The sequence below is a fragment of the Spirabiliibacterium pneumoniae genome, assembly GCF_014884995.1.
Taxonomy (GTDB): Bacteria; Pseudomonadota; Gammaproteobacteria; order Enterobacterales; family Pasteurellaceae; genus Spirabiliibacterium; species Spirabiliibacterium pneumoniae.
In genome coordinates this window covers 146,623-162,941 of record NZ_JABMII010000003.1, presented here as the reverse complement: position 1 = coordinate 162,941, position 16,319 = coordinate 146,623, and the positions used below count along the sequence as shown (strand labels likewise).

General features: G+C 47.0%; 16 protein-coding genes, 1 pseudogene and 1 riboswitch. Of the genes and pseudogenes, 9 read left to right on the top strand and 8 right to left on the bottom strand.

The window, feature by feature from the left end:
- Both HPC38_RS02220 and HPC38_RS02215 read right to left on the bottom strand, forming a co-directional pair.
- A pseudogene (locus HPC38_RS02220) lies at positions 1 to 890 on the bottom strand (DNA translocase FtsK); the annotation flags it as partial.
- Positions 891 to 1,150: 260 nt separating this feature from the next.
- The gene (locus HPC38_RS02215; RefSeq protein ID WP_208119647.1) at positions 1,151 to 1,942 is read right to left on the bottom strand and encodes a DUF3944 domain-containing protein; all 792 of its coding nucleotides are present in this window, start codon (positions 1,940 to 1,942) and stop codon (positions 1,151 to 1,153) included.
- A 131-nt stretch (positions 1,943 to 2,073) separates the two neighbouring features.
- On the opposite strand from HPC38_RS02215, the gene HPC38_RS02210 reads away from it, so the two are divergent.
- Positions 2,074 to 2,523, top strand: a complete 450-nt coding sequence (locus HPC38_RS02210; RefSeq protein ID WP_208119646.1) for a helix-turn-helix domain-containing protein — start codon at positions 2,074 to 2,076, stop codon at positions 2,521 to 2,523.
- Between the two features lie 48 nt (positions 2,524 to 2,571).
- Here the strand turns inward: HPC38_RS02210 and pyrD are convergent, their stop codons facing one another.
- Entirely contained in the window at positions 2,572 to 3,597 is a 1,026-nt protein-coding gene (gene pyrD, locus HPC38_RS02205) for a quinone-dependent dihydroorotate dehydrogenase (RefSeq protein WP_208119662.1), read from the bottom strand.
- An 18-nt stretch (positions 3,598 to 3,615) separates the two neighbouring features.
- On the bottom strand, positions 3,616 to 6,222 hold the full coding sequence (pepN, locus tag HPC38_RS02200; RefSeq protein ID WP_208119645.1) for an aminopeptidase N: 2,607 nt from the start codon (positions 6,220 to 6,222) through the stop codon (positions 3,616 to 3,618).
- A gap of 175 nt (positions 6,223 to 6,397) precedes the next feature.
- Here pepN and purE point away from each other — a divergent pair, with 175 nt between their 5' ends.
- The 4 genes from purE (at position 6,398) to cls (ending at position 10,756) form a co-directional block, all read left to right on the top strand.
- Positions 6,398 to 6,895 (top strand): 5-(carboxyamino)imidazole ribonucleotide mutase, encoded by a 498-nt coding sequence (purE, locus tag HPC38_RS02195; RefSeq protein WP_208119644.1) that lies wholly within the window; start codon positions 6,398 to 6,400, stop codon positions 6,893 to 6,895.
- Complete coding sequence (gene purK, locus HPC38_RS02190) at positions 6,892 to 7,980, top strand: 5-(carboxyamino)imidazole ribonucleotide synthase (protein WP_208119661.1); 1,089 nt, start codon at positions 6,892 to 6,894, stop codon at positions 7,978 to 7,980. The genes purE and purK overlap by 4 nt, the downstream gene beginning before the upstream one ends.
- Before the next feature lie 85 nt (positions 7,981 to 8,065).
- Positions 8,066 to 9,256: an amino acid aminotransferase gene (locus HPC38_RS02185; protein WP_208119643.1), complete on the top strand. Its 1,191-nt coding sequence runs from the start codon at positions 8,066 to 8,068 to the stop codon at positions 9,254 to 9,256.
- A 51-nt stretch (positions 9,257 to 9,307) separates the two neighbouring features.
- On the top strand, positions 9,308 to 10,756 hold the full coding sequence (gene cls / locus HPC38_RS02180) for a cardiolipin synthase (RefSeq protein WP_208119642.1): 1,449 nt from the start codon (positions 9,308 to 9,310) through the stop codon (positions 10,754 to 10,756).
- 8 nt (positions 10,757 to 10,764) lie between these two features.
- Here cls and moaE read toward each other — a convergent pair whose 3' ends face one another.
- The 4 genes from moaE to moaA all read right to left on the bottom strand — a co-directional run bounded on the left by moaE (position 10,765) and on the right by moaA (position 12,971).
- Complete coding sequence (gene moaE / locus HPC38_RS02175; RefSeq protein WP_208119641.1) at positions 10,765 to 11,223, bottom strand: molybdopterin synthase catalytic subunit MoaE; 459 nt, start codon at positions 11,221 to 11,223, stop codon at positions 10,765 to 10,767.
- Positions 11,224 to 11,469, bottom strand: a complete 246-nt coding sequence (gene moaD, locus HPC38_RS02170; RefSeq protein ID WP_208119640.1) for a molybdopterin synthase sulfur carrier subunit — start codon at positions 11,467 to 11,469, stop codon at positions 11,224 to 11,226.
- Positions 11,466 to 11,945 (bottom strand): cyclic pyranopterin monophosphate synthase MoaC, encoded by a 480-nt coding sequence (moaC, locus tag HPC38_RS02165; RefSeq protein WP_208119639.1) that lies wholly within the window; start codon positions 11,943 to 11,945, stop codon positions 11,466 to 11,468. Before moaC ends, moaD begins: the two co-directional genes overlap by 4 nt.
- A gap of 12 nt (positions 11,946 to 11,957) precedes the next feature.
- On the bottom strand, positions 11,958 to 12,971 hold the full coding sequence (gene moaA, locus HPC38_RS02160) for a GTP 3',8-cyclase MoaA (protein ID WP_208119638.1): 1,014 nt from the start codon (positions 12,969 to 12,971) through the stop codon (positions 11,958 to 11,960).
- A riboswitch (molybdenum cofactor riboswitch) is annotated at positions 12,960 to 13,094 on the bottom strand. Its footprint overlaps the gene before it by 12 nt.
- Before the next feature lie 164 nt (positions 13,095 to 13,258).
- Between moaA and HPC38_RS02155 the strand changes: the two genes are divergently transcribed.
- The 4 genes from HPC38_RS02155 (at position 13,259) to HPC38_RS02140 (ending at position 16,314) form a co-directional block, all read left to right on the top strand.
- Complete coding sequence (locus HPC38_RS02155; RefSeq protein WP_208119637.1) at positions 13,259 to 14,158, top strand: gluconeogenesis factor YvcK family protein; 900 nt, start codon at positions 13,259 to 13,261, stop codon at positions 14,156 to 14,158.
- Between the two features lie 98 nt (positions 14,159 to 14,256).
- A complete protein-coding gene (locus HPC38_RS02150) occupies positions 14,257 to 14,916 on the top strand; it encodes an amino acid ABC transporter permease (protein ID WP_208119636.1) in 660 nt (219 codons plus the stop codon).
- Positions 14,906 to 15,586, top strand: coding sequence for an amino acid ABC transporter permease (locus HPC38_RS02145; RefSeq protein WP_208119635.1), 681 nt, complete (start codon positions 14,906 to 14,908; stop codon positions 15,584 to 15,586). The genes HPC38_RS02150 and HPC38_RS02145 overlap by 11 nt, the downstream gene beginning before the upstream one ends.
- Positions 15,583 to 16,314: an amino acid ABC transporter ATP-binding protein gene (locus HPC38_RS02140; protein ID WP_208119634.1), complete on the top strand. Its 732-nt coding sequence runs from the start codon at positions 15,583 to 15,585 to the stop codon at positions 16,312 to 16,314. Before HPC38_RS02145 ends, HPC38_RS02140 begins: the two co-directional genes overlap by 4 nt.
- The last annotated feature ends 5 nt before the right edge of the window (positions 16,315 to 16,319 follow it).

Here is a 16,319-nt window from a genome sequence, read left to right as displayed (position 1 = left end):
CTCATTTTTTCCAGCGGCGGCGGTGCGCTGTCCATGCTGTCGCGCGGTTTCCAAATTGGGTTTGGAATCGGCATTTGCATCTGTTCGGCTTGCTTGATTTTGTCATTGAAGCCTTCAATATTGCGCACATAAAGGGCTGACAGCAGCAGATAACGCCGCTCCATTTCGTCCACACACCAGCGCAGCGCATTAGCGGCTTTTTTCATGTCGGTCACAACTGGCGTTAACAAGTGCGGTATGTCTTGATAAATTGACAATTCCACCACTTTCGGATCAATCATAATCATGCGCACGTCTTCTGGCTTGCGTTTATACAGCAGGCTCAAAATCATGCTGTTCACGCCCACGGATTTCCCCGAGCCGGTGGCACCGGCCACCAGCAAGTGTGGCATTTTGGCCAAATCCACCACCACAGGCTCGCCACTGATGTCTTTGCCCAGCGCCATCGGCAACAACGCTTTGCTCTCTCTAAACTCACGGCTGTCAAACACCTCACGCAATCCCACGGTTTGACGGTGCTTATTCGGCGTTTCAATGCCGATGTACGGCTTGCCTGGAATCACTTCAGCAATTCGAATGGAGCGAAACATCAGCGCACGCGCCAAATCACTGTCCAGCCCTGATACTTTGGAGGCCTTAACGCCTGGCTCAAGTTCAATTTCATAGCGAGTGACCACAGGGCCGACCAGCACGTCTTTGATCTTTGCTTTAACGCCAAAGTTGGCCAGCTGCTGCTCAATGCGCGCGGAGGTGGCATGAATTTCGCTTTTATCGACCGATAAACTTTGGGCTTTCATTGGCTCAAGTAAATCTAATGTTGGCAATGCGGTGCTTGGCTTAGCTTTTTTGCTTGGCATGCTGCTTTGTAGCAGTGGGTGAATCAGCGTGCCGTGGGTGGCGTAATCCTGTTCTTCAGTAATTTCTTGTGTTTCATCCGTAGACAAATTATTATCAAAATTCAGATAATTTTCTCCATGAGCTGAAATTTTTTTATCTTTTTTTGATTTCATTTTATTACCTTGAGAATATTGTTGCACAGTGTTTAGCCATTAAATAATATATGTTATAAAGCAGACCAACCTCATGCTCTATATTTTAAAAAGTGAGATCAAACCGCACTTTAAAACATACACTAGTAGATAAATCAATACTACTGCTCAGCTTCTTCTTTATTTTCTTCCGACTCCTTTTGCTCTAACTGCTCTGCAAATTCACTATGTGTCATCAGAAAACGCAAATAAGCCACTTGAATAACAGCAGGGATGGTAACGCGATAGGCAGGCCCTGCAATATCTAGTGCTGCCCAGATACCCGTAATAACCCAACCAATAGGGCCTGTTAAAATAGCTGCACCTCTTGCAAGCCCTGCATTTGCAGCTAAAGCCAATCCTCTTCCAATAAGTAGTTTTGAAATGGCGTTAACTATAATTAGCATGAGCTTATAAGATTTGAATCCTCCCGCTCTAAATAATGTTATAAACGCAGATGCAGCGGTCTCTCCAGAAAGAGTTGAAATATTTTCCAATCCTAATTCATGTCCTAATTTTTCAATTTCTTGGTGTGACATTTTTTCAATAGCATCTGACAAAATTTTAGAGAATAGATTTTCTTCAATACGGGCAGTTGATGCTTCTTTAGCATAATTTACTTTTAACTTGTCACAAACATCCTTTAACACTTCGCGATAGACTACACCTTTACCGCGACGGATGAGGATATTTGCAAAAGTATTTCCGCCAAAGGTTTGAATTTCTTCGGCGATAACTTGCCAATATTTATTATGATCTGGGTAATAACGCTTATATAAATCATTCGATGTTAGTGTTTCTGTCAATCTAGTGTCCCCATCTTTATCTTTTGTTAAACATGTCACTAACAAATCAAGATCTTTGGAAGAACAGTCTTTAAGGAACTCTAAGTCAGCATCATAACGGTATGCCATAGTATTTTCTCCATTGTGGTTGTTAAAAATTCTGGAAAAATAATACTGTTATGACTATAATTTGCCCACAAACAAGTTGTTATGTTTACCCACCCAATATTGGTAGTTTGACCTCCGTGATAAGGTAGCTTATGAACGCTAGAGATTTTACAAGAACCAAAATCAAAGAATTGAGATTAGAGAAAAAGCTGACTCAAGCTAAGATGGCCGAGTTGCTCCATATGTCTGAGAATGGGTATGCCAAAATTGAGCGTGGTGAATGTGGTGTGGGGCAAGAAAGGTTGATTCAAATCGCAAAAGTGCTAGAAGTTTCCCCCACTCAGCTTGTGCCGACAGAAACTGACGCCTGCATTGTGTTTAATAACTCTAATGATAATTTCAGTAACTCTTCCAATTTTAACTTATTGTTTGGTGAAAAAAATCTCAGTGAAAAACTCATTGTGTTACAAAACCAAGTGGAAAATCTCAATCAAATTATCAATTCAAAAGATGATGTCATTGCAGCTAAGAATGTCATTATCGAAAAACTAGAAAAGCAATGTGCCTTTTTAGAGAGTATGTTAGGTCAAAAGCAAGAATGAAGTATATACAGAATAACTAAAAAAGTGCGGTCAACCAGACCGCACTTTTTATTTCAGTTCAATATGTTCAACCAATTCCCTCACAAGGCTTGGGCCTTGGTAGATCATGCCAGAGTAGAGCTGTAAAAGACTAGCGCCAGCGTTAATTTTTTCTTGCCCTGTGGCAAGGCTAGTGATACCACCGCAGCCGATGATTGGCAATTTTCCACCAAGCTCTTGGTGCAAGCGGGCGATGATTTGCGTGCTTAATGCACACAGCGGTTGCCCGCTTAAGCCACCTTGTTGTTCGCTGTTGGCAACACCTTGCACCATCTCGCGTGAAATGGTGGTGTTGGTGGCAATTACGCCGTCAATTTGGTGACGCACGAGACTGTCGGCGATTTGCACCAACTCCGCCTCGCTTAAATCAGGGGCAATTTTCACGGCGATCGGGACATAGTGATTATGATAACGTGCCAGTTCTGCTTGGCGTTGTTTCAGGCCCTGCAGTAAGTCATCTAGCGCGTCGCCATACTGCAAATTGCGCAGCCCTGGTGAATTTGGTGAAGAGATGTTGATCGCAATGTAATCGGCGTGTGGATAGACTTTATTCAAGCAGTAAATATAGTCGCCTTTGCCGTTTTCCACGCTGGTGGCGGTGTTTTTGCCGATATTGATGCCCAAGATGCCATCGTAGTGAGATTTTTTGACATTCTCGACCAAATTGTCCACACCGAGATTATTAAAGCCATTGCGGTTGATAATGCCTTGCACCTCAGGCAGGCGGAATTGCCGCGGCTTTGGGTTGCCGTCTTGCGCCAATGGCGTGACGGTGCCAACTTCCACAAAGCCAAAGCCTAACGCTCCAAAGCCATCAATCGCTTCACCATTTTTGTCCGCCCCTGCTGCCAACCCAATCGGGTTCGGAAATTGCAACCCCATACACTCAACACGTTGACCTTGCACACGGCACTGCCCGAGGGAAAACAAATGGCGAGCCGGCGTTTTGCCGACCGCACTTAGGGTTTTGATCGTCAGCTCATGGGCACGCTCGGCATCGAGTGCAAATAAGCCTTTGCGAATCAGAGAATACAGTTGGTTCACATCTCCTCCTTAATTCAAGGCTTTTTCGATTTTTTCAAATAAATCGTTGGAGAGGTTGTCGATCTTCTCCAATCGCTCTAAGCCACGACGCATTAGCGTTTGACGCTGATTGTCGTAACGACGCAGGCGAATTAATGGTTCAATCAGGCGTGATGCCACTTGCGGATTGCTTTGGTTAAGGCGAATTAACACATCCACCAAGAAGCGGTAGCCCGAACCGTCCACGGCGTGGAAGGCGTTAGGATTTTGCCCACAGAAGCTGCCCACAAGGCTGCGCAAGCGATTTGGGTTGTTAAACTCAAAACTTGGATGATCCATTAATTTTGTTACCAATTGCAACACATCGGCATCTGGGCGGGTGGCTTGCAGGGTGAACCATTTATCCATCACCAAACCGTCATGCGCCCATTTTTGCTCAAAGTCTGCCAGCAACTTGTCGCGGCAGGCCAACTGATTGGCACAAGCGCAACTCAACGCCGCCAAGGTGTCGGTCATGTTGTCCGCTTGGGTGTAATGGGTGTGCACCAAAGCATTGCCAAAATCGGTCGCCGCAAGGAAACTCAAGCAGCAATTTCGTAAACTGCGCAGGGCGATGTCTTGCTGTTCAACACGGTAGCTTGGCAAATCAATTTGATGATAAATACGAAGTGCGGTCGCTTTCAGGCGTTCGGCAATAGCTTTAAACATAAAGCCACGCACTTGGTGAATGCCTTGCGGGTCGATCACTTTAAACTGCTCTGCAAACTCTGTTTCTTTTGGAATGCTCAAGATAAGTGCGGTCAGCTCAATATCATCTTCATAGTGTTCTAACAGTTGCTGGAATGCGTTAAGTAACTCAGGTGATAAGCTCAATTCTTGCCCTTCACGCAAGCGCTCAAGGTTGGCTTGCAATTCACGGTTGAGCAAGGTTTGCGCCGCGTCCCAACGCACGAAGTCATCTTCTGCATGGGATAATAACGTGAGCAATTGCTCGATGGTGTAAGGATAATCCAACTTCACAGGCGCTGAAAATTCGCACAACAACGCAGGCACGGGTTTTTCAAGCAAGCCATGAAATTCGAAGGTTTGTTCATATTGGGTCACATCTAACACATTGTGCTGCGCGCCTTGGGCATTTTGTAGCCGTAGAGCTTTGCCTTGCTTGTCATAGAGCGCGACTTTGAGCGGGATATGCAAATTGATTTTATCAAGCTGATCGTGGGTCGCAGGTGTCATTTGGCTGACGTGCAAGCGGTAAATGCCATCACGTGCGTCAAATTCATCGCGCACGGTCAACTCAGGCGTGCCTGATTGGCTGTACCAACGGCGGAAAATAGCCAAATCCATGCCGCTGGTCTCTTCCATCGCCTGCACAAAATCATCACAGGTGGCGGCTTTGCCGTCGTTGGTGGCAATGTAGCGCTGCATGCCTTGTTGGAAGCGCTCTTCACCGAGCAAGGTGTGCAGCATGCGGATAACTTCTGCGCCTTTTTCATACACAGTGACAGTGTAGAAATTATTCATCTCAATCACTTTTTCAGGGCGAATTGGGTGCGCCATGGGGCCGGCGTCTTCGGCAAACTGCACGCTACGCAAAAAGCGTACGTTATTGATGCGATTGACCGAACGCGAGCCAGTATCTGATGAAAATTCTTGATCGCGAAATACCGTTAAGCCCTCTTTAAGGCTTAATTGGAACCAGTCGCGACATGTCACGCGGTTGCCTGTCCAGTTGTGGAAATATTCGTGCGCAATCACACGCTCAACGTCTAAATAGTCGTTGTCTGTCGCAGTAGCTGGGTTGGCGAGCACAAATTTAGAGTTAAAAATATTCAAGCCTTTGTTTTCCATTGCGCCCATGTTGAAGAAATCCACCGCCACGATCATATAGATGTCGAGGTCATACTCCAGCCCAAAGCGCTCTTCATCCCAACGCATAGATTTTTTCAGGCTTTGCATCGCCCAATGCGCGCGTTCAAGATTGCCTTTGTCGACATAAATTTCCAGCGCCACCTCTCGCCCGCTTTTGGTCGTAAAGCGGTCAGATAGCAGATCAAAATCCCCTGCCACTAATGCAAACAGATAACATGGTTTTGGAAACGGATCTTGCCATTGCACCCAGTGTTTATCACCTTCTTCACCGCTGGCAATACGGTTGCCGTTAGACAGCAGAAATGGGTATTGCGCTTTGTTGGCGGTGATTTTCGTGGTGTAGCGCGCGAGCACGTCGGGGCGGTCGAGCATATAGGTGATTTGTCGAAAACCTTCCGCTTCACATTGCGTGCAAAATGCCTGCCCAGACTGATAAAGCCCCTGTAGTGAGGTATTGTTTGCGGGTTGCAAAATCGTAGTAATCTCCAGCTCAAATGCGCTGGCGTCAATCTCACTTAAATCCAACGTAAGTGATTGGCTATCTTGGGTGTACGCAGCAAAAGGCTTGCCATTGATCTTAATATCGGCAAATTGGAAGCTGTGCCCATCTAGGCGCATAGTGTTCGCCTGTGGGTTCATGCGCTTGATCGCACTTTTACTCACAACGGTGGTGTGTTGCGGATCAAGTTGAAAATCCAGATCAATATCAGTGATGGTAAAATCGACAGGTTTATAATCTTTGCGGTATTTTGCTTTAGGCTGCATGGGTGCTCCAAATGAATCAATAACTATTGGGGCGTAAGCATAGAATTTTACACACCAAGTTGCAATCATATTAACCTATCATTACAAAAAATTTTCCACGCTTAGGGTTAAATTTTGCGCATTTCGTGCTATTCTAAGCACTCTTTCCGCGTCATCTTTTTGCAAGGAGTTTGCTATGCCCAACTGCCCTGTTGCCATCGTTATGGGGTCAAAAAGCGACTGGTCAACAATGAGCGAAGCCGCACAAGTGCTTGACCTGTTAAAGGTCACCTACCATGTTGAAATTGTCTCCGCCCATCGCACACCTGATAAACTGTTTACCTTCGCTGAACAAGCCAAACAAAATGGCTACCACGTCATTATTGCTGGTGCAGGTGGAGCAGCACATTTGCCAGGTATGTTGGCAGCGAAAACCCTTGTACCGGTGCTTGGTGTGCCTGTGAAAAGCGCAGCGTTAAGCGGAGTCGATAGCCTTTATTCTATCGTACAAATGCCCCGTGGCATTCCCGTTGGTACATTCGCCATCGGCGGCGCGGGGGCGGCTAATGCGGGCTTATTCGCCGCACAAATGCTTGCCAATTATGATGAAGCGCTTGCCCAAAGACTGCAAGACTTTAGGCAAGCACAAACGCAAAGCGTCTTAAATCACCCAGATCCACGGGAGGAGGCATAATGCAAAGTGCGCTGTATCCACCTATTTTTGTGCTAGGCAATGGGCAGCTGGGGCGAATGTTGCGTTATGCTGGCTGCCCGCTTGATATTGACGTGCGCCCGCTTGGCTTTGACGAACCGCACTTTGCATTGCCTGAAAGTGCGGTCATCACCGCCGAAATTGAGCGCTGGCCACACACCCAACTGACCGACGCATTGAGCACACATCCTAACTTTGTCAATAAACCCGTGTTTGCCCGCCTCGCTGACCGCTTAACCCAAAAACAATTGCTCGATGAGCTGCATCTTGCGACATCGCCTTGGGCGTTATTAACCTCTCCTGAGGATCTCGACCGCACTTTCACTACCATTGGTGAAAAGCTGGTGGTAAAACGCCGCACAGGGGGCTACGACGGGCGCGGGCAATGGATTATCAATGCTGAAAATACGGACGAAATCACAGATGATTTATTCGGTGAAGTGATCGCTGAACAATTTATCCCGTTTGATTATGAGATCTCACTGGTTGGCGCGCGTTTTCGCGACGGCTCAACACGCTTTTATCCCATCACCCACAATCTTCAGCAAGAAGGCATTTTACGCTACAGCGTCACGCATGCTAAGTTACCGCACTTAAGTGCGCTTCAAACGCAAGCAGAGCAAATGCTTACGCCGATTTTAAATGCGCTAGATTATGTCGGCGTGATGGCGATGGAATGCTTTGTACTAGGCGATAAACTCATCATTAATGAGCTAGCACCGCGTGTGCACAACAGTGGGCACTGGACACAGCTTGGCGCGAATATCAGTCAGTTCGAGCTACATTTGCGTGCTTTGCTTAACCTGCCAACGCCACCTTTGGAACGCATTATGCCAAGTGTAATGGTCAATTTGATCGGCAGCCCACATAACCCACAATGGCTGCGTGTTCCGCACAGTCAACTGCATTGGTATGGCAAAGCGGTACGGCCTGGGCGTAAACTCGGACATATTAATATTGCCCACCCTGATCAAAGTGCGGTTATCAAAGCGTTGAACACACTTTCGCCATTGCTGGAAGAAAATTATCAATCAGGCCTCATTTGGGCGATGGAAAAATTACGTTAAAATTGCGCTAGATGCTTGTCATTTCAGCGTAAAATGCGTATAAAAGAAAATTACAACATCATACAACACAATAAAAGGAAATCTTATGTTTGAAAAAATTGAAGCCGCACCCGCGGATCCGATTTTAGGTTTAGGCGAGGCGTTTAAAGCCGAAACACGCAGCCCCAAAGTCAATCTTGGCATTGGCGTGTATAAAGACGCCCACGGGCAAACGCCGATCGTCAAAGCCGTGAAAGAGGCTGAGCGTCGCCTGCTAGAAAGTGAAGAGACCAAAAATTATCTCACCATTGATGGCATTCCAGCCTACAACCAGCTCACACAAGTTTTACTCTTTGGCGAAAACGCAGACATTGTGACACAAAAACGCGCAAAAACAGCGCAAAGCCTAGGTGGCACAGGGGCATTACGCGTGGCAGCAGAGTTTATCAAACGTCAAACCAGCGCGCAAAATGTGTGGATCAGTTCACCAACTTGGCCAAACCACAACGCCATTTTTAACGCCGTTGGCATGACCATTCGCCAATATCGTTACTACGATGAAAAAAATCACAGCTTGGATTGGGACAATATGTTAGCCGATTTAAGCAACGCTGGCGAAGGGGACGTGGTGTTGTTGCACGGTTGCTGTCATAACCCAACAGGGATTGACCCAACTCCTGCGCAATGGCAACAGCTCGCCGCACTTTCTGCGAAAAACGGCTGGCTGCCACTGTTTGACTTTGCCTATCAAGGCTTGGCGAATGGCATTGAAGAAGATGCTTTTGGTTTGCGTGAATTTGCCAAAAATCACAAAGAACTGCTAATCGCTAGCTCTTATTCTAAAAACTTTGGTTTATACAATGAACGGGTCGGCGCCTTTACGCTGGTCGCAGCTGATCAAAAAACAGCAGAAACCGCCTTTAGCCAAGTGAAAACCATTATCCGTACATTGTATTCTAACCCATCATCACACGGCGCTAATGCCGTGGCTATTGTACTTGGCGATGCACAATTAAAAGCCCAATGGCTTGATGAACTCAGCCAAATGCGCAACCGCATCAAGCAAATGCGCGGCAAATTGGTTGAATTACTGAAAGAATATGGCGCGCAACAAAACTTCGACTTTATCAACGAACAAAATGGCATGTTCTCATTTAGCGGCTTAACGCCAGAACAAGTTGACCGCTTAAAAGAGGAATTTGCCATTTACATCGTGCGCTCAGGGCGAATTAACGTGGCAGGCGTCACCACTGATAATATTGACTACCTGTGCAAAGCCATCGTTAGCGTACTGTAATCTTCCAATAAGAGCGCCCCTCGCGCTCTTTTTTATTTAAAGGGAATCGCTATGCTATTTCTCACCCTTTTTCATTTAAGCCTTGTGGTTATCTTCACCTTTCGGATACTACTGCGTGATGACCTTGAACCAAGCGCACGCCTTGCGTGGTTTGTAGTGTTGATGGTTTTACCCTATTTCGGTACCGCACTTTATATTTTATTCGGTGAAAATAACATTGGGCGCAAAGTGAGTGAGGAATATCACGTCATTTTCACACAAATGCGCCAACACTATTCCCATATCATCGGCGACGAACAACACGATGATAGCAAAATTGCTATTCCCTACCGCCCTGCTTTTGCTTATGCCACCTCAATCAACGGCTTTTACACCTTAGATGGCAATCGCGCAGAGTTGATGCCTGATGCCCAAACCGCACGCACTTGCCTTGAAAATGACATTTTAAATGCAAAACACAGCGTAGATATTCTCTATTATATTTGGCTTGATGATGGCACTGGAAAACGCGTGGCCAATGCGGTCATCTCGGCGGCTAAGCGCGGTGTAAAATGCCGTGTTATGGTTGATGGATTAGGTTCGCGCCAGTTTATCCGTGCGTCTTATTGGCAAGAGATGAAACACGCGGGTGTACAATTGGCGGTTGCGTTTCCAATTAATCATCCGCTAAAAACAATCATAACTAGCCGCCTTGATTTACGAAATCACCGTAAAATCACACTGGTTGACGGTAAAATTCTCTATTGTGGCAGCCAAAATTGCGCTGATCCTGAATTTCGCATTAAAGCTAAATATGCGCCGTGGGTGGATATTTTGCTGCGTTTTGAAGGTGCTGTGGTTGAGCAAATGCAACTGTTGTTTGAAAGTGACTGGCTGACCGCTAATCGGCAACCACTCCCCCACACCGCACACACTGTGAAAAAAATAAGCACAACCAGCGAGTATACAACGGGCTTCCCAGCCCAAGTCATTGGCGATGGCCCAACTGAGCGCCACAACTCAAGCCCACAGCTTTTTTCTGCACTATTTAACTGCGCGCGGCAAACCATTGTGCTTTCAACGCCCTATTTTGTACCCGATACGATGACGATTGAAAGCATTTGTGCGGCTGCGTTGCGTGGTGTGGAAGTCACGCTTATTTTTCCGCAACGAAATGACTCTTGGGTGGTGTCTGCCGCCAGTCGTAGCCATTACAAACGCTTATTGCACGCTGGCGTAAACATTTTTGAATTTCAAGGTGGGCTGCTGCATGCCAAAACGTTAACCATTGACAACAAAGTCAGCCTGATTGGTTCAACCAATTTAGATATGCGCAGTTTTAATCTGAATTATGAAAACAATATCTTATTGCAAGACGCAGCAACGACCAATGCCATTTTTGAACGCCAGCAATCTTACATTCAAAGTGCGGTGCAAGTCACCCTAGATGATGTTAAGCAATGGCGTTTTTATCGCCGCATTTGGCAAAATGTGATCGCCACCGTCAGCCCTGTGCTGTGACCGCACTTTTACTTTTGCCAGCGTGCAGCGCTATACTTATCGCAATCGCGCGCTTCAATCCAGCGTTCGCCCTGCATGGTTTGCTCTTTTTTCCAAAACGGCGCGTGGGTTTTGAGGTAGTCCATAATAAATTCATTGGCTTGATAAGCGCTGCCACGATGGGCGCTGCTAACGCCCACAAGAACAATTTCATCACCTGTGGCTAATCTGCCCACACGATGGATCACGCTCACGCGATCCAGTTCCCAGCGCGAGCATGCCTCTTCAACAATCCCATGCAGTGCTTTTTCGGTCATGCCTGGATAATGTTCAAGGGTAAGCGTTTGCACGTTATCTCCAAGATTCATCTCGCGCACTTTGCCAACAAAAATTACCACCGCACCACTTTGAGGCGTTTGCGCCAAATAGTGGTAAACCGCACTTTGATCGAAGGGCTCGTGCTGCACCGCAATATGAATATCGGTCATCTAGCCTCCCGTCACTGGCGGAAAAAAGGCCACTTCGTCACCGTCGCGAATGTTGTGATCAAGGCTACTTAATTCTTGATTAATCGCCACCAATAGCTTACCTTTTTCCAATGCCAAGGCCCATTTTTCACCCCTTTCACTTAACAGTTGGCGCAGCTGTTCCGCACTGTCAAAAGTGCGGTCGAGCGTAATTGAATCGCAACCAACCAATTCGCGCACTTGCGCAAAAAAACGTACTATAATCATGGCTCCACCTTGAAATCACCTGATTTGCCACCCGATTTACTCAACAAACGCACTGGCCCTATCACCATATCTTTTTGCACCGCTTTGCACATGTCATAAATAGTTAATGCGGCGACGCTGGCTGCGGTCAAAGCTTCCATTTCTACACCTGTTTTGCCTCGCAAGCGGCACAGGCTTTCAATCCGCACTTGGTTATGTTCAAGCAGTGGCTCAAGGCGCACTTCGACTTTGCTCAGCAGCAATGGGTGACACAGAGGAATCAACTCCCATGTGCGTTTTGCTGCCTGAATGCCTGCAATGCGCGCAGTGGCGAACACATCCCCTTTATGATGTTCGCCGTTCACAATCATAGAAAGGGTCTTTTGTGACATTGTCACGAATGCTTCAGCCCTTGCCTCGCGGGCAGTTTCGAGCTTATTACCAACATCGACCATATTGGCCTCACCGTTGGCATTAATGTGGGTAAAATGTGTCATAAAAACCTTAAGCTAACCACCAATAGAGGCTAAGTGCGCTCTCACGCCGCTGTCGCCTTGGTGTAAATAGTGATGTTCGCGTTTGAATGTTAATGCCTGCTGCAAGCGCAGTTGTAGTTGCCCTTGTTGGCTGTCCGATTGCAACAAATCACGCAAATTGATACCGTCTTCCCCAAATAAACACAAATGCAGCTGTCCATTCGCCGATACACGCAAGCGATTGCAATCCACACAGAAATTTTTGGCGTAAGGCATAATTAAACCAATACTGCCCACATAATCAGGGTGGGTAAAGACTTTGGCTGGGCCGTCGGTTAGCGCACGTTGTTGCTGCTGCCAACCGCACTTTAACAATTTTTGCATCAAGACCGCCCCACTGAGGTGATATTGGCTAAAAAAGTGATCCATCTCGCCTGTTTGCATCAACTCAATAAAGCGCATTTGAATCGGTTTGTCTTTGATCCAATTTAAAAACGCATTAAAGTCATGATCGTTTAGCCCTTTCATCAACACGGAATTGACTTTGATTTGCTTATAGCCAATCTCCAGCGCACGCTCAATGCCCGCCATCACTTGGTGAAATAAATTTTCCCCTGTAATTTGCGCAAACATATTAGGATTGAGGCTATCAACGCTCACATTAATGGCATCCAGCCCTGCTGCGCGCCATTCATGCACAGATTTTGCCATGCGGTAACCGTTAGTAGTCAAGGCGATGGTTTCAATCAGCGGATTTTGGCGCACCGTTTCTAGCACAGCGATGAAATCTTTACGCAAAGTTGGCTCGCCACCGGTGATCCGCACTTTACGTGTGCCAAGGCTTGCAAAGGCGTTCACCACACGACGAATTTCATCTAAACTGAGAAACTGATGGCGCACGCCATTGGGCTTGTAACCGTCAGGCAAGCAATAATTGCACTTAAAATTACACACATCGGTAATTGAAAGCCGCAGATAGTGGTATTGGCGTGCAAATCGGTCGACTAATTCTGCCGCACCGACGTCACGAATTGGGATTTCCTGCATTAAACACCTTTCTAAACACGAGCGGACAAGCCGTTTCCAGCGTATCCGGCGTAGCAAAATTGCTAACAGGCTGACAACCGTATTTTGCAACGTAGGTCGTTCAGCTCGGAGAATGCGATATAAAGTTATTCTAAAGTGTTGTATGCGCGATAGCAATCCCTAATTAGACGTATCGCCTCACTTATGACCAGCAAAGTGTGAGTGAACACACAGATTTCAACACCGCGGCTGACAACAACGTGTAATTTGATTAGAATGGCATTAAAACATCACTTACATGGGTCAATATGCACTATCCTCATCTCAACGCGCTTTCCTCAGTGGTTGCCATTGGTGGCGGCCATGGTCTTGGGCGCGTGATGGCCAGCTTGAGTTTTTTAGAACATCGCCTAACTGGCATTGTAACCACCACAGATAACGGCAGCTCAACAGGGCGCATTCGCGCACAACAAGGCGGCATCGCGTGGGGTGATATTCGCAATTGCTTAATGCAACTCAACGACACGCCATCCACTGCCGCAGCGATTTTTGAATACCGCTTTCAAGGGCAAGGTGAGCTTTCGGGGCATAATCTCGGCAACTTGATTTTTCGCGCGTTGGAAGACTTGCGCATCCGCCCGTTTGAAAGTATCAAGCTGGTGCGTAACTTCTTGCGCGTTAAAGCCAATTTGATCCCAATGTCCGAACTGCCCGTGCACATTGCCGCACGTATGCCCACGGGTGAAACAGTGGTGGGTGAAGTCAATATCGATCAGCTCACCGCCACACCCAGTGAATTATTTTTACTGCCCAATGTTCCCGCCACGCAAGAGGCCATCAACGCGGTTGAAAATGCGTCGCTCATTTTGCTCGGGCCTGGGAGCTTTTTTACCAGCATTTTGCCTCCTTTGCTCACCCATGAGCTGGCGCAGGCTATTGCACAACGTGCGGCACACATTGTGTTTATCGACAATCTCGGTACGGAACACAGCCCAGCGGCAAACTTGCACTTGCACGATCGTATCCGCTGGATTGAAAACCTGATCAAACGCCCGATTCAAGGCATCATCACCCACCCTGAGGCTTGTACCCAAGGGCTGGACGATAAAACGATCATCGCCAAAGCACTCAATGATAATGAAGTGCACTACCGCCACGACCGCACTTTACTGTGCCGCTACCTTGATCAACTGCTGACCGCACTTTAACGTTATAACTTTTTGTTATATATCATCGTAAAACCCTATTAATCAAATACACGCTTTTGCGCTAGGATAATCTCACTCAATATTGAATGAGGTTTTTTATGAGTTGGGATTACATTGCCACCGCCATGCCACAGTTTGCACATGCTGCGTTGATCACCTTAGTGCTATCCCTGTTGGCGATCATATTGTCGCTTATCCTTGGGCTTTTTTGCGCCTTATGCCTTAGCTATCGTTACCGTGTGCTCTCGCCACTGTGCAAAGGCTATGTTGAACTCTCACGCAATACGCCTTTGTTAATCCAGTTATTTTTTCTCTATTTCGGGTTAACTAAGCTCGGCATTAGCCTAAGCGGCTTTGTCTGCGCTGTGATTGGGCTAACCTTTTTAGGCGGTGCCTACATGGCGGAGTCTTTCCGCGCGGGTATCGAGGCGGTGTCTATCAAACAAATTGAAGCTGGCAAAAGCCTTGGATTGCGCCCGTGTCAGGTGTTCTACCATATCGTCCTCCCACAAGCCTGTGCAATTGCGTTGCCAAGTTTGGGGGCCAACGGCCTATTTTTAGTCAAAGAAACCTCTGTTGTCAGCGCCATTGCGGTGGGTGAACTGATGTTTGTCACCAAAGATGTCATCGGCATGGATTACAAAACCAACGAAGCGCTATTTTTGCTGGTGGTGTTTTATCTCGTGATTCTCTTGCCCCTGTCGTGGAGCATTGGCTGGTTGGAACGCAAACAGCGGAGAGCGGCGTATGGGCATTGATGTTTTATTTGAAGGGCAAAATTTCAGCCGCTTGTTGGAAGGGCTATGGTTAACGGCTAAGATTTCATTTATTTCCGCGTTCTTCTCGCTTATTTTCGGCGTGATTGTCGGCATTGCTATGCTAAGTCGCAAACGCACGCTGCGCTGGATATGTCGTTTTTATCTTGAGTTGGTGCGCACCATGCCGCTGCTGGTGTTATTGTTTATCGGCTATTTCGGCCTTGCCAAATGGTTTCATGTGCAGTGGAACAATGTACAAGTGTGCATTATGGTCTTTGTTTTTTGGGGTGCTGCGGAAATGGGCGATTTGGTGCGTGGGGCGTTTTCCTCGATTGAAAAGCACCAAATTGAATCGGCCTATGCTTTAGGGTTACGTCGCGCCCAAGTTATCCGCTACATCGCGCTGCCACAAAGCATCCGCCGCATTACACCAGGGGCGATCAACTTATTCACCCGCATGATCAAAACCAGTTCACTGGCGATGCTGATTGGCGTATTGGAGGTGATCAAAGTGGGGCAACAAGTCATCGAAACCGCACTACTAAGCTCACACAATACCGCACTTTGGATCTACGGTGTGATTATGGTGCTCTATTTTATTATCTGTTATCCACTGACCCAGCTGTCGTATTTTCTTGAAAAGCGCTTTGCGCACGAGGACGGACTATGAGCAAATTGCATTTACATAACATCCATAAATCCTTTGCCGATAAGCCGATTTTAAACGGCATTAACTTAAGTGTAGCCGCTGGCGAAGTGGTGGTGATCCTCGGCCCCTCAGGCTGCGGCAAAAGTACCCTGCTGCGCTGCATTAATGGGTTAGAAACACCCAATCAAGGTGAAATCACGCTCTCTCCATTTGGTCGGCTGGGGCAAGATATTCGCTGGGAGCAAGCCCGAGAACACATCGGCATGGTGTTTCAAAGTTATGAATTATTCGCCCATATGAATGTGATCGACAACATTTTACTCGGCCCGACCAAAGTGCAAAAACGCGCACGCGCAGAGGTTGAAGCGCAAGCTGACGAACTGCTGACGATTGTTGGGCTGCGTGATCGCAAACTGGCATTTCCACGCGAGCTTTCAGGTGGGCAAAAACAACGCATTGCCATTGTGCGCGCACTGTGCATGAACCCTGAAATTATGCTGTTTGATGAAGTGACCGCTGCACTGGATCCTGAAATGGTGCGCGAAGTGCTCGACGTGATTTTAACGCTTGCACAAAAAGGCATGACCATGTTGATTGTCACCCATGAAATGGCTTTTGCTGAAAAAGTGGCTGATCGCATTGTCTTTATGGATCACGGCAACATTTTGGAAATGTCGTCTCCACACCAGTTTTTTAATCACCCTCAAACTCAACGTGCTCAGCACTTTTTAAATATTCTCAACTACTAAGGAGC